Here is a 15,053-nt window from a genome sequence, read left to right as displayed (position 1 = left end):
GGCGTTTGTTTTGCCAAACGCCTTACTGTTTATTCTGTTCTCAGGCTTTTAACCGGGTTTGCCAATGCTGCTTTGATCGCCTGGTAACTGATGGTCATGACCGCGATGAGCAACGCAGTAAAACCGGTTAAGGCAAACATCCACCAGCTGATGGTGATGCGGTACGAAAAATCCTGCAGCCATTTCTGCATGATCCACCATGCCACGGGCGATGCGATCACAATGGCCACGATCACCGGGCGGATGAAACTTCTTGAAACCAATACGGCGATACCGGTAACGGAGGCGCCCAATACCTTGCGCACACCGATCTCTTTCACGCGCTGCGCGATAACGATCAATGTTATGCCGAACAATCCCATGCAGCAAAGCACAATGGCAACAGATGCGGCTATCGAAAACATTTTAGACAGGCGCTTTTCATTTTCGTACCAACGGTCCACATTCTCGTTTACAAAGGATCCTCTGAATTCCTTACGGGGTTCTATTTCCGCGTACACAGATTTAATCAGATCCATTGTCGCGGCGGGGTTATTGGTATTTACTCTTATCAACGCATAACTCATTTCATTTCCGGCAGTGACGCGGATGGTAAGCGGTTCGGTTGACTGGTACATAGAGTAGAAATGGAAGTCGGGGATCACACCCACTACGTTCCATTTGGGTTTGCTGCTGTCTGAGAAAAAAGAAAGCCCTACAGCGGATCCGCCGGTAAGTTGCCTGGCCATGCTTTCTGTAACGATCACAGCGTTGGCTGTATCCGACATGTATTCCGAGGAAAGGTCGCGGCCCTCTTTTGGTGCGATGCCCATCGTTTTGAGGAAATCAACATCGGCGGTAACCCAGGAGGTCTGTACATCTTTTCCTTTGTAGCCAAAAGTGGAGCTCCATTTGCTCACGCTTCCGTCTGTGCCGAGCCCGAGGTTGACGGATGTTCCGGTTACACCCACAACAGAGGTTTGCGAAGCGAGGCGCATACGCATTTGCCTCACGATGTTCTTCCCATTGGCCTCATTGTTGATCGGAACGCTCACGATCGAACTTGTATTGTAACCCAGCGGCGCCTTGCGCAGGTGCTGGAACTGTTCGTAAATAACGATCGTTGTGCAGATCAGGATCGTTGCGATCATGAATTGCACGGCTACCAGCGTGTTCCTGAACAGGCCATTGCTTTTCATCGAGATCTTGCCTTTGAGTATCTCTACTGTTTTCAGTCTCGTCATTACAAACGCAGGATAGCTGCCCGCAAAAAAAGAAACCAGGATTAGTATGGCCAGCAGCAACAGCACGATCTGCGGTTGGTAAAGCAGTGAGCTGTCGATCCGCGTAATAAACAATTTGTTGAAACCTTTTACCAGGAGAAGGCTGGCAACAATGCCGATCGCCATGGCTATGAAAGCGGTAACCAGGCTCTCGCCCCAGATCTGCAGCCAGATCTGTGATTTACCTGCGCCCAGGCATTTGCGTATCCCGATCTCTTTGGATCGCGTAAAGGAAATACCGATGTTCAGATTAATGAAATTGAAACAGGCGATCACCAGTATCACCACCGCTGTAAGAATTAAAATATAAAGGAACGAGCGGCTCGTTGTATTTCCCGTTCCGATCTCTGCATTAAAATGGATATCGGAGATGGGCAGCAACCGGATGCCTTCCATGTCGCCGCGCGCATCGGGTATGTATCCTTTTTCCCTCAGATACTGTTCGTCTGTCGGTATGTATTTTTTACTGAAGGCCCGCAGCCGCTGCTCAACATTGGCCTGCGTAGTGTTGGGTGCGAGCTGTACGTAAACGGAATGGTGCTGTGTAAACCACTGGTCCTTTTGTGCCGCATAATTATTGTCGAGTTCTATCCGTACAAGTGCTGCATAACCAATCGATGAATTTTGCGGTTTTGCCTTGATCACGGCTGAGACCACGAGCGATTTCCATTCGCCTCCCATTTTTACCTCGATCGTTTTTCCAACAGGATCCTCATCGCTCGAAAATATTTTTGCAGCCGTTTCGTCGCTCAATACAATGTCAGATAAATTGCCCAAAGGGGAGCTGTGATTGCCTTTGAGAATGGGAAAGCTGAACATGCTGAAAAAATCGTTGTCAACAAAAGTGGTTGAGATATCCAGCTCTTTTTGTTTGTACCTGATCTTGTTCCCGCCGTTTTTTATCCTTGTAGATTTCTGTATACCTATGTTCTCCGATTTCAAAGCCGGCCCCATCGGGAAGCCCATCGTGTTGCTGAGCTCAACACCGTCGGTCTTGCTGGAGAAATTGTAAACCTTGAACAGCTTGTCTTTGTTTTCGTGGAATTGGTCGTAAGACAGGTCGTTGTATACAGACAGCAGCAAAAGTATGCTGCAGGTAAATGCAACCGACATACCCGCAATATTCAGAAAACTGTGCAGCCGGTTCTTTTGCATTGCCCTGAATGTTGTCTTCAGGTAATGGCCGATCCATGCGGAGGTTGGTTGTGTTGACATAGTTCGTTGTGTTTTCGTGAATCTTCAATAATGGATGATCAATGATGAACAGTTGTGTAAACTGTGAATGCGGCATTCACCATTCAACCTTTATTCCGTCCTCAAACTTTTTACCGGGTTCATCAGCGCCGCCTTTACCGATTGGAAGCTGATGGTGGCCAGCGCGATCACCATTGCGCCCGCACCTGCGATGAGGAACACCCACCAGCTGATGTTGATCCGGTAAGCATAACCCTGCAGCCATTTGTTCATCGCCCACCAGGCCAATGGATAAGCGATCAATGTGCTGATGAAAACCAGTTGCAGGAAGTCTTTTGACAACAGCCCTGTAATGCCCGTTACACTTGCGCCCAATACCTTTCGGATGCCGATCTCTTTGGTTCTACGTTCTGCTGTATATGCCGCAAGTCCGAACAGACCCAGGCATGAAATGATGATTGTAAGCAGGGCGAATACCCTCGACAAAGTGCTGATGAGCATTTCTGCCTTGAATTGCTGGTTGAACTGGTCGTCTACAAAACTGTATTCGAAAGGGTAGGCGGGGTTGTTTTTCTTCAGCACCGCTTCCAGTGTTGCCAGGGCTTTTTGCGGATCTGTTTGTGGTTTGATGCGAACGTACAGGTATTTTGCTGCGGCTGGATTGTTGAAGAATATGACAGGGTCGCTTTGTCCGTACATATCTCCATATACAAAATCATTCACCACACCGATCACTTCAAAATAGTTGGAACCATCGTATATTTTTTTGCCCAGTGCAGAACCGGCGCCCATGAGTTTGGCGAGTGATGCTGTGATCACAATATTTGAAGTATCCGCCGCTGCATCCGTGTTGAAATTGCGCCCTTCTTTAAAATGCAGGCCGAGGGTGGGGATCATTTGCGCGGTGATGTTGCGGTTGGAGATGAGGATGTCTTTGCTTTTGTCTTTCCCGTTCCAGTCGTAACCCGACCCGTTGTTCCCGATGTTCATGGTGTTGAAACTGTTCAGGCCGGCTTCTTCGATGAGTCCGCTGCCCAGGAGTTCCTGCCTGATCACGCTGTAGTTTTTGATCATATCACCGCGTGCATCGATGGAAATAAGATTGTCTTTGTTATAGCCGAGATCGCGGCCCTTCACGTGCCTGATCTGTTGGAAGATAATGATGGTGCCGATGATCAAAACAATGGAAACCGTAAACTGTGTTACCACCAGCCCTTTCCTGATCCATGCGGCGCTGCCCGATCTTTGTTTGATGCTTTTCAATACCTGTACGGGATTGAAGGAGGAGAGATAAAACGCCGGGTAACTTCCTGCCACTATCCCGCAAAACAAGGCGATGCCCAGCAAGGAAGTGATGTGTGCCGGATCAAACAGGGATAAGGTCATTTGTTTTTCTACCAGTGTATTGAATGCGGGTAATACAAGGGCGATGATGATCACACCCACGGCAACGGATAAAAACGACATGCATATCGCCTCAAAAATGAATTGCCAGATCAGTGTTTTCTTTTCGGCGCCCATTACTTTTCTTACGCCAACTTCCTTTGCACGTTTCTCACTTCTCGCGGTGGAAAGGTTCATGAAATTGATACAGGCGATCAGCAGGATGATCCAGGCAATGATGCTGAACATGTTGATGTATTCGATCCTTCCACCTACCTGCTTGCCGCTTTCAAAACGATCGCGCAGGCGCCAATCGGTCATAGGGAACAGGAAGGCCCGTGCATTGGCACCCGTTTCCCTTTTCTGGATGAAACCATACAGCTGTGCATTGATGGCTGCAATGTTGGCATTCGGCGCAACTTCCACATAGGTGTTTGTACTGTTGTTGCCCCACCGCGATAAATTGCCGCTGCGCATTTTAAAGTATACTTCAAAGGGGATGAACCACTCATACTGGAATGAGGTATTCGCCGGCACGTCTTTCACTACACCGGTAATCAGGTAATCCTGCTTGTTGTCGAATCTGATGGACTTGCCCACTACCTGCCGGCCCTCGCCAAAAAAACGCGCCGCCATTTTTCTGGTGATCACGATGCAGTTCACATCCTTGAAAACATTGGCGATGGATCCCTGCACAAACTCCATGGTGAACATGCTGAACAATGCCGAATCCGCATAACATCCTTTTTCATAGATGGCCTTGTCGCCCACGCTGAACAATGCCTGCGTACGGTTGAGCCTTGCCGTATTCACAATACCCGGGATCTCTTTTTTGATCGCTTCCGCCATGGGCCCCGGTGAAGAGGTAAATGTGCGGGTATTGCCATCGTAGGTCTGGTTGGTGCGGATGTTGTACAGGCGGTCCTTTTTCGCATATACATTGTCGTAGCCCATCTCATCTTCCACCCACAAAAAGATCAGTCCCGCGCATGCAACCCCTATGGCAAGGCCGAAGATATTCAGGAAGCTGTACGTTTTGTTTTTCCAAAGCGTACGGAACGTGGTCTTGAAAAAATTCTTCAGCATGATAACGGATTTAATTATTAATTTCTAATTACTAATTATTAATTGGAACTATTCTGTTCTCAAACTCTTCACAGGATTCGCCACCGCTGCCTTGATCGCCTGGAAACTTACCGTGATCAATGCGATGATGATCGCGATGGTTCCGGCTGCGCAAAACATCCACCAGCTGATCGGCACACGGTAGGTGAATGCCTGCAGCCATTTGTTCATCGCCCACCAGGCAACGGGTGAGGCGATCAGGATGGCAACCAGCACGAGTTTCAGGAAATCCGCAGATAACAATGCGGTAAGGTTCAGTGAACTTGCGCCCAATACCTTGCGGATACCGATCTCTTTTTTTCTCTGCTCGGCACTAAATGCAGCGAGCCCGAATAAACCAAGACACGAGATCAGCACCGCCATCAGTGTAAAAGAATTGATGATGTTTGAAACGGTAAGCTCGGCCTCGTATTGATGCTGTATTTCCTCGTCCAGGAATTTATATTCAAAAGGAACGGAAGGGAAATTTCTTTTCCACGCGGTTTCTATTTTGCCGATCAGCGATTTGTAATCCGGGCTGTTCGCGGAGAGAACCACAATGGGCAGGTTGGCATCGGCGCCATAAACCAGCATGAAGGGTTTGATGTCGTCGCGCAGTGAATTGTAGTTGAAATCTTTCATCACCCCGGCCACTTCTACGGAATACGTGCCGCCGCCATCCCCGTCGCTGTACAGTTTTGTGCCCACCGCTTTTGCCGGTGTAAGGCCCAAACGTTTGGCGAGTGTTTCGTTGATCAATACACGTCCGGAATCATTGCTCCTGAAATCGCGTCCGCTAACCAGTTTGATGCCGTTTGTCTTTACAAAATGTTCATCCGTGGTCATGTTCTGCGCATCTGCCGAAGAGGCGCGGTTGCCGCCTTCCAGGAACACGCCGTGGTCGTTGGGCACGAATTGCCCCAGGAAGTTGTTCGCCCTGCTGACGGATGTTACTTCCGACAACGCACGCACATCGTTGATAAAAGCAGGTATGTTTTTCTTAGGGGCATCCGTGTAGAAATTGAAAACGAGTTTTTGGTTCTTGTCAAATCCAAGGTCCTTGTTTTTGATAAAATGCAGTTGGCTTTGTATGATGATGATACAGATGATCAGGACGATCGACAGCGAAAACTGGAACACCACCAGCGAACGCCGTATACCTGAAGCGGATACATGGTTTGTAAAGTTGCCCTTGATCACTTTGATCGCTTTGAAAGCAGACAGGTAAAACGCTGGATAGCTTCCGGCGATCAGGCCTGTGGTAAGTACCAGCGCGAGTAATATCAACCATGTTTGATAACTGCTGAAAAGAGATAAGGTTACACCCGATTCCGTGATCCTGTTCAGGTAGGGCAATGCCAATAACAAAAGAGGGAGTGCGATGAGGACGCCAGTCAGCGACAAAAGCATAGATTCACTGAGAAATTGTTTAACCAGGTCCCACCTGTCTGCGCCAACTACTTTTCTTACACCCACTTCTTTTGCTCTTTTCGATGCTCTTGCCGTAGAGAGGTTCATAAAATTGATGCATGCGATCACCTGGATCATTACTGCGATCAGCATCAGCAGGTACAAGAAGGAGGTGCTTGTTGTTTTGCTTAATTCATGCGCATAACCGCCCGATGTGTGAATGGCAGTGATGGGTTGAAGATGGATATCTTTCTTCATCCCTGCATCTTTTAACTGCACCTGCCCGTATTTATTGACAAAAGCGGGTAGTTTTTTATCCAGGGCCGCCGCATCGCTGTTCGGGTTTAGTTTTACATAGGATGATGCAAAATTGTTTCCCGACCATGTATTATTGTCAGCAGCATAGCTTCCGATGCCGCCGCTGTTCATCGACATAAATAAGTTTGCATGTATATGCGTTTTGCCAAGCCGTTCATCGATTACGCCTGTAATTTTGAACGCGTGCCTGCCGTATGAATTGTCTATATCGATCACTTTGCCCACAGGATCCTCGTTGCCGAACAATTTATCGGCAGTGCCCTTCATCAACACAAGGGAGTAGGGATCTGTAACGGCACGCGATGGTATCCCACCGATGAAATGATAGGTAAACACATTAAAGAACGCGGAGTCTACAAACACCGCATCTTCTTCGTACAGGCTTTTGTCGTTGTACAACAACAGGTGCTTTTTGACGCTGATGGTAGGCACGATGCGTGTATATTCCGCCACTTCCGCAAATTCCTTTTTCATCGCAGGGGCAATGGGAGGGGAGGATGTTGCATTCAGGCGCCTGTCGCCAGATAGTGTAAGGTCTGTTGTGATACGGTAAATAGATTCGGCCTGCCGGTGGTGCTTATCGTAGCTGTACTGTTCCTGCACATACAGTAAGATGTAGATGCAGCACAACGTGCCCACCGACAGCCCAACGATATTAATCAGACTATAGGTCTTGTTTTTCAGCAGGGCGCGCAGCGCGGTTTTGAAATAGTTTCTGAACATGACAGAGGATTTAGATTGTTAAACGTTGTCTTATTCCGATTTAAGGCTCTGATTTATAATTAGGAATTAGGAATTAGTAATTAGCAATTAGTATTGATCAACACCTTTCGTAATCAGCGATCAATAATTACTAATTACTAATCACTAATTATTAATTTAGTCTGTTCTCAGGCTTTTCACAGGATTTGCCAGTGAAGATTTGATCGATTGGTAACTGATCGTGATCCCTGTAATGACCGCAGTGGCCAGAATGGTTACAAGGAACATCCAGATGCTGAGTTTTACAGGGTATTTGAAATCCTTTAGCCATGCACTCATGAGCCACCATGCAACAGGCGCGGCAACTACAAAGGCAACCAGGATCAACCTTGAAAATTCTTTTCCAAACATCCAGAGAATGTGTGCAATGGTTCCGCCCAATACTTTGCGGATGCCGATCTCTTTTGTTTTTTGTGCGGCTATGAAAGAGACCAGTCCGTACAGTCCGAAGCAACCGATCAATATTGCAATAAGGGCGAACGATTCAATGAGTTTCAGCATCAGTTGTTCCGTCTGGTAAAAAGAAGCGATCTGTTCATCGAGGAACTCGAACTGGTAAACCTTATCGGGGTTTGCCTGCGACCATATTTTTTCGAGCGATGCGAGAGTGTGCTTTGCATCGGCCATATTGATCTTCACTGCATAGTTGTTAAAACTCTGCGGGGTGGATGCGATCGCCACGGGATTGATATCAGAATGAAAGGATTGGTCGTGAAAATCTTTGACCACCCCAACGATCGGGGCCTTTATCCGTCCGTTGATCGTCAGCATTTTCCCGATGAGCTGGTCGTTGGTAAGGTTTAATTTCCGGGCGAGTGTTTCGTTTACGATGTATTCGGTGGCGCTGTCGGACGGAAAGATATTTCTTCCCGCAACCAGCTGAAGTCCGAAGGTTGAAACATAGTTGTTGTCTGCAGACTTCACGTTGATCTTGAATACTTCTTCTTCTGTATTATCGTCGATCCGCATGGAGGTTGTCCAGTTGCTGTTGGATGCGGGTGCCCCATAACACAGGGATGTTTTTTCAACACCCGGTATTTTGCGGAAGCGGTCGGTCATGGTGCGCATGGTGGTAAGGTTTTCCTCCACTGTTGGTATCATCACAATCGCGTCTTTCGCAAAACCCATATCGGAGTTTGTAGCGTAATGCATCTGCAGTCCAATAACGATCATCCCGATGATCAGCACCTGTGAAATGGCAAATTGGGTTACGATCAACGACCTGCGGGTATTTAACCCGCCCACCTGTGTTTGCGTGATTTTGTTTTTCAGCGCCACGATCGGCTTGAAGCCCGACAGGATCAACCCGGGATAAGAGCCGGCGAAGAATGTAACGACAACGATGAGTGCGCCTATAAAGCCCAGCAAGATCGGGTCGCTCAACGGATTGAGGTTCATCTGCGAGCGGAACCAGTTGTTCACTACGGGCAACGCGAGATAAGACAGGCCGATGGCCGCAATGGCGGCGATCAACGTGATAAAAAATGTTTCGGTGATAAATTGCCAGAAAAGCTGTCCGCGCAAACTGCCAAGCACTTTGCGGATGCCAATTTCTTTTGACCGGTTCATCGCCTGTGCGGTAGCGAGGTTGATGAAGTTGATGCACGCGGTAACAATGAGAAACAAGGCAATGCAGGTGAGCACCCACAGGTTCTTTTTCTCCATCACGCCATCGTACCTGGCATTGAAATGAATGTCTGAAAGCGGCTGCAGTTTGTAATGATGCACATTTTTGGCGCGTGGCCTGAATTTTTTTACGTAGGTCTGCAATGCATTCTCAACCTGGTACGGCGGTACATTGGGAAGTAATTTCACAAAGCATTCCATGCCGCTGTTGATGCCGCCCCACGCATCATCGCTGCCCAGCCAGCTGTTGAAGGTTTTGAGCGTTGGATAGGAGAGGTATACCTGGGTGTTGTTATCCGTATTGACCGGCAGGTCTTTCAGTATGCCGGTTACTTTAAAATCAATACTATTCTCAAGTGTGATGATCTTATTGAGAGGGTCTTCATTTCCGAAGTACTTTTTTGCCATCTGCTCCGTGATCACCACCGTGTTGGGCTCGGCCAGGGCAGTTTGTTTGTTGCCCATTGCAAAGGGGAAATTGAATATGTCGAAATACCCGCCCTCTACAAATCCAACGCTGTGCTCTTCCATGAACTTCTTGCCGCCGCCGCTGTTCTTAATGGTGATGAGCAGGTTGTTGAACCTTGCCACTCGCGCAACTTTTTCCGCATACGTGTAATCCTGCCGGAATTGTTTGCCAAGCGGGGTAGGCACACTGTTGGTGTACGAGACCGCATCGCGGTGCTGCTCGGTAACAACGCGGTAGATGCGGTCAGAATCCGCATGAAAATTGTCAAACCCGTTGTGGTATTTGACCATCGTAAAAATCAATATCCCGCAGGCCATACTCAATGCAAGCCCGGCAACGTTGATAAACGTGTACGCCTTGTTCCGCCTTAGGTTGCGGAGAGCGATGTGGAGATGGTTTTTTAACATAACCCCGATTGTATAATTAGTAATTAGGAATTAGTAGTTAGTAATTATCAATTGTAATTAAGAACTGGTGCTTGCCAATCAGTAACTATTACAATTAGTAACTATTGATTACTTTTCAAGTGATCAGCAATCAATAATTATTAATTATTAATTGCTAATTATTAATTTATTCTGTCCTTAGGCTCTTCACCGGGTTTGTCAACGCGGCTTTTATGGAACGGTAACCCACTGTTAGCGCAGCGATCGTGAACGTGCACAGGATGGCCAGTACGAAAATGCCGGCGCTGATCTTGATCTTGTGTTCAAAATCCTGCAGGTATTTTGTCATGGCCCACCATGCCACCGGTGATGCAATCACAAATGCGATGAGCAATAATTTCGTGAACTCCTTTCCAAACAACCAGAGTATGCTCTTGATGCTTGCGCCCAGTACCTTTCGCAGGCCGATCTCCTTCGTTTTTCGAACGGCCATGAATGAAACCAATCCGTACAGCCCCAATGAGCCGATCAGCACCGCGATCGCTGCGAACACCTCGATCAGTTTCAGCATCACCGTATCACGCTCGTAAAAACGGCGGATCCTGTCGTCTACAAACTGGTGCGAATAGAAATACTCAGGATAGGTTTCGTTCCATATCTTTTCAAAAGACGCTAATGTGCTCTGCGCGTTTTTCATGTTGATCTTGACGGCCAGGTTGCGGTAGTTCTGTGTGCTCGTCATGATGCAGATCGCCGAGATGGTACTGTGAAACGAGTAATTGTAAAAATCTTTCACCACACCAACGATCGGCGCGGATTGTGAACCCCCGTTTATGGCGAGGCGCTTCCCGATTACCTGGTCAGGGGAGGTGAGGCCCAGCTTTTTGATGAAAGTTTCATTGACCAGGAATTCCTTGATGGAGTCTGAAGGGAATATATTCCTTCCGGCAATCAGCTTGATGCCAAACGTTTTCAGGTAGTTGTCGTCGGCATATTTGAGGTTGATGCTCCAGTGCTCATCTGCATCCCTGTTGTCGAAGCGGGCGCTCGTGTTGTTGTTCGATCCCCAAGCCGGCGCGCCGAGGCAAAGCGCTTCGTTCTCAACACCGTTCACCCCTGCCACGCGGGTGCGTAGTGTGTTCATCTTCACTTTATCGTTGATCGGGAGCGGGAGCATTACCAAGGCGTCTTTGTTAAACCCGAGGTCCGTTGTCTGTGTAAAACGCATCTGGCTCGCGATCACGATGGTTCCGATGATCAGCATTTGCGAGATGGCGAACTGTGTAACCACGAGCACCCTCCGTAATGAGAAGCCACCAATGTGTTTCTGCGACAACTTGCTTTTCAAAGCGAGCACTGGTTGAAACCTGGCCAGTATCAATCCCGGGTAAGAGCCCGACAGGAAGGTGACCAGCACGCCCACCACCAACAGGAAGAGGAGCAATGGTACATTGCTGAACAGGTGCAGCGTGATCTGTGTCTGGAACAACCCATTCACAAACGGTAATGCGAAATAGGCGAAACCAAGTGCCAGTACAATGGCGAACAGTGTGATCAATGCTGTTTCGGAAATGAATTGCCAGAACACCTGCGAAGGCAGGCTGCCCAATACTTTCCTTATGCCAATCTCTTTTGATCGGTTCAGCGCCTGCGCGGTTGCAAGGTTGATGAAGTTTACGCATGCCGTGATGATAAGGAACAAACCGATAAAGAAGAATGCCCATAAATATTTTTTATCGGCTTCGCCATCAAAGTCTGTATTGAAATGCACATCGTTCAGCGGCTGCAGTTTGAAGAACCATACTTTCTGGTCGCGGCCGGTGTAATTCTTCATCACCAGTTGTTTGAGACCGGCATTGGCTTGTTCGGGTGTAACATTCGGTTTCAACAAAACATAACACTGGCTGCCGCTGTAAACACCGCCCCAGCTGCTGTCGTTTGCGATCCATGTGCTTTGCGCTTTCAGGTTCTGGTAGGATAAAAATATTTCCTGGCGACGGTCTGTGTTTGGCGGAAGATCCTTCAATACTCCCGTGATCAGGAAATCCGTATGGTTGTTTACACGGATGGTTTTTCCCATCGGGTCCTCATTGCCAAAATATTTTTTTGCAAGTTTTTCAGTAATGGCCGCTGAGTTCGGGTTGTTCAGGAAGGTTTTTTTATCACCCTTCAGCAACGGGAAATCAAGGATGTCGAAAAACGCGGGTTCTGTATACACAACACCTGGCTCTTCGTTGAACTTTTTCAGTTCTTTTCCTGTGGGAATGGCAACCAGTGCATCGTTGTAATCGATCACACGCGCCACTTTTTCTGCGTAAGTATATTCGCTACGGAACGCCCTTCCCAGCGGACTTGGCACTGCAGCAGAGTGGCCCACTTCATCATCGTGCCACTCGGTTACAAGACGGTAAACGCGGTCCTTGTTCTTGTGGAACGTATCGAAGCTCAACTGGTAGCTTACAAACGCGAAGATCACAATGCTGCAGGCAATGCCCAATGAGAGCCCGAAAATATTTATGAACGCATAAGATTTATTCCTTGTCAGGTTGCGCCATCCGATTTTGAGGTAGTTCCTTATCATAAACCCGGTAGTTAATTGGTAATTAGGAATTAGGAATTAATAATTGGGGTTTAATAATTCCTTTCTGTTTTATTTTATTTATTTGGTTGTTAGATTTTATGTGTTTGTTAGATGTATTTTTTCAATTAATCAATTATTCATACTCACTATAATTATTAATTACTAATTCCTAATTATTAATTATTAATCATCGGTTTATTCTGTTCTCAAACTCTTCACCGGATTCGCTGTCGCTGCTCTTATCGCATGGTAGCTAACGGTGATGAGTGCGATCAGGATGCTGAGTATCGCGGCGAAAGCGAAGATCCACCACTCGATGGTTACCCGGTATGGATAGCTTTGCAGCCAGTTGTGCATGAACCACCATGCTACAGGTGATGCAGCTACGAAGGCGATCACTACGAGACTCACAAAATCTTTGGAGAGCAGGGTGGTGATGCCCGTTACCGATGCACCCAACACTTTTCTTACACCGATCTCTTTGATGCGGCTCTCCGCCATATATGCTGCCAGTCCGAACAGGCCCAGGCAGGAGATGAAGATGGTGAGCCCCGAAAACAATGCGGCCAACGTTCCGGTGCGTTGTTCTGATTTGAATTTGGATGCGTAATCCTCGTCAACAAACTTGTACTCGAAAGGGTATTGCGGGTTGTATTTTTTGAAGATCGCTTCCGCTCTTTTCAGGTTGTCTGCCGTTGCGTTCCGGTTGTTCAGTTTCATGTGAATGATGTTGAAGTAGCCGTTCGCACCTTCGATCACCATTGGTTTCATTGGTTGGAAAGGCGACTGAAGAATGAAGTCCTTGATCACACCCACTACATGATAGGGCTTGTCTCCATCCTTTACAATTTTGCCGATGGGGTCTTTGAATCCCATCGCCTTTACGGCAGACTCGTTCAGGATCATACCGGATGAATCGGTTGGGAACTCTTTGAGGTTAAAATCGCGGCCCTGCACAAATTGCAGGCCGATGGTTTTACCGAGATCATCTTCCGCACAGAACCTGTCGAAATCTGTTTTATCATCTACCGCCTTGCCTTCCCATTCAAATCCCCAGCTATCGCTCCAGCCTTGTGTGATGGGCGAACTCGTTTTTACTACGGCGCTCGCAACGCCCGATGCAAGCAGCTCATTTTTCAACAGCGGGAAATTCTTCCGCAGGTCGCCGGTCAATGAATGAAAAACGAGGTTTTCCTTGTCGTAGCCCGTGTCCCTGTTGCGCGCATGCTGGATCTGTTCTTTAACGATGGTGGTGCAAATGATCAGTATGATGGCAAATGTGAACTGCAGTACCACCAACACTTTTCTTGGCGTTACCACCCTGTTCGATTTCAGGAATGTTCCCTTCAGCACTTTCACCGGCTTGAATGCCGATAGATAGAACGCCGGGTAACTTCCCGCGATCACCCCGGTGAATATGATAAATCCTATAAACAGCAACCAGAAGTAAATGTTACCGTAATCGATGAACAATATTTTGTCGGTCAGTTTTCCGAATGCAGGCAACGATAATTGTACGATCAGCAGCGCTACCAAACCGGCTAGGAAGGCGATGAGGATCGATTCGCCGAGGAACTGGCCTATGAGCGAGGCCTTGTTGGCGCCAACCACTTTCCGGATGCCTACTTCTTTTGCGCGTTTCTCGCTTCTTGCCGTACTGAGGTTCATAAAGTTGATGCAGGCGATCAGCAGGATAAAGGCTGCGATCACGGCAAACATTTTTACAAAGTCGATCAGCCCGCCATCTTCCTTTCCATTCTCAAAACGGGAGTACAGGCGCCATCGGCTGATGGGGTAGAGGAACATTTCATTGGTCTTTTCATCCTTGTCGTATTTCCGTTTGATGTAACGCAGTTTTGGCTCCAATGAGGCGAGCGACGCGTTTGGCTTCAGCAACACGTAATTGCGTGTTGAGTTGTTGCCCCATGATTCGTCGTCGTCGCCCTGTTTCCTTGCATACGCCCAGGGAAGAATGTAATCGAATTTGAAACGCGTGTTGTTGGGAAGGTCCTTGAGGATGCCCGTAACTGTAAAGTTATCTTTGTCGTTGATGCGGATGGTTTTTCCCATCGGTTCTTCGTTGCCAAACAGGTTTTTGGCGCATTTTTCTGTGAGAACGATGTTGAACATATCCTTCAGCACGAGATCCGGATCGCCCTTCAGCAGCGGGAACGAGAACATGTTGAGAAAGTTGGAGTCAACAAAATTTCCCTGTACCGTTAATCTTTTTTCGCCGATGGAAAACAGGTATTGCCTGGGCCAGCTCACGCGGGTGGCCTGTTCTATCTCGGGAAAATCGCGTTCAACGGTTCTTGCGAAAATTTTTGGGGTCGTGTTCCAGCAATGCAGTTCTCCGCTGAAAGTATCCTTGTTCCAGGCTTCGAAGATCCTGTCTTTCTTTTCGTGGAACTGGTCGTAATCGATCTCATGTTTGATCCACAAAAGGATCAGTATGGCGCTGGCCATACCAACCGACAATCCTATCACATTGATGAAAGAAAACCCTTTGTTTTTCAAAAGGTTCCTGAGGGCGATTTTCAGATAGTTCCTGATCATAT

6 protein-coding genes are annotated in these 15,053 nt (G+C 47.7%); all 6 read right to left on the bottom strand.

Features of this window, described 5'->3' with window-relative positions:
- Positions 1–29 precede the first annotated feature (29 nt).
- The 6 genes from GWC95_RS11620 to GWC95_RS11595 all read right to left on the bottom strand — a co-directional run bounded on the left by GWC95_RS11620 (position 30) and on the right by GWC95_RS11595 (position 15,051).
- Positions 30–2,477, bottom strand: coding sequence for an ABC transporter permease (locus tag GWC95_RS11620; RefSeq protein WP_161818897.1), 2,448 nt, complete (start codon positions 2,475–2,477; stop codon positions 30–32).
- Between the two features lie 90 nt (positions 2,478–2,567).
- Complete coding sequence (locus GWC95_RS11615; protein ID WP_161818896.1) at positions 2,568–4,925, bottom strand: ABC transporter permease; 2,358 nt, start codon at positions 4,923–4,925, stop codon at positions 2,568–2,570.
- Positions 4,926–4,973: 48 nt separating this feature from the next.
- Complete coding sequence (locus GWC95_RS11610; RefSeq protein WP_161818895.1) at positions 4,974–7,394, bottom strand: ABC transporter permease; 2,421 nt, start codon at positions 7,392–7,394, stop codon at positions 4,974–4,976.
- A gap of 156 nt (positions 7,395–7,550) precedes the next feature.
- Positions 7,551–9,935: an ABC transporter permease gene (locus GWC95_RS11605; protein WP_161818894.1), complete on the bottom strand. Its 2,385-nt coding sequence runs from the start codon at positions 9,933–9,935 to the stop codon at positions 7,551–7,553.
- A 166-nt stretch (positions 9,936–10,101) separates the two neighbouring features.
- Positions 10,102–12,495, bottom strand: a complete 2,394-nt coding sequence (locus tag GWC95_RS11600) for an ABC transporter permease (RefSeq protein ID WP_161818893.1) — start codon at positions 12,493–12,495, stop codon at positions 10,102–10,104.
- A gap of 195 nt (positions 12,496–12,690) precedes the next feature.
- Positions 12,691–15,051, bottom strand: coding sequence for an ABC transporter permease (locus GWC95_RS11595; RefSeq protein WP_161818892.1), 2,361 nt, complete (start codon positions 15,049–15,051; stop codon positions 12,691–12,693).
- Between the last annotated feature and the right edge of the window lie 2 nt (positions 15,052–15,053).

This window comes from Sediminibacterium roseum (genome assembly GCF_009939005.1).
GTDB lineage: Bacteria > Bacteroidota > Bacteroidia > Chitinophagales > Chitinophagaceae > Sediminibacterium > Sediminibacterium roseum.
Note: the sequence above shows the minus strand (reverse complement) of the source record. Positions and strands in the feature narration are given on the sequence as shown.

Bases quoted from the DNA above. Each gene is read 5' to 3' on its own strand.
- GWC95_RS11605 (WP_161818894.1), bottom strand. From the start codon at position 9,935: ATGTTAAAAAACCATCTCCACATCGCTCTCCGCAACCTAAGGCGGAAC.
- GWC95_RS11600 (WP_161818893.1), bottom strand. From the start codon at position 12,495: ATGATAAGGAACTACCTCAAAATCGGATGGCGCAACCTGACAAGGAAT.
- GWC95_RS11620 (WP_161818897.1), bottom strand. From the start codon at position 2,477: ATGTCAACACAACCAACCTCCGCATGGATCGGCCATTACCTGAAGACA.
- GWC95_RS11595 (WP_161818892.1), bottom strand. From the start codon at position 15,051: ATGATCAGGAACTATCTGAAAATCGCCCTCAGGAACCTTTTGAAAAAC.
- GWC95_RS11615 (WP_161818896.1), bottom strand. From the start codon at position 4,925: ATGCTGAAGAATTTTTTCAAGACCACGTTCCGTACGCTTTGGAAAAAC.
- GWC95_RS11610 (WP_161818895.1), bottom strand. From the start codon at position 7,394: ATGTTCAGAAACTATTTCAAAACCGCGCTGCGCGCCCTGCTGAAAAAC.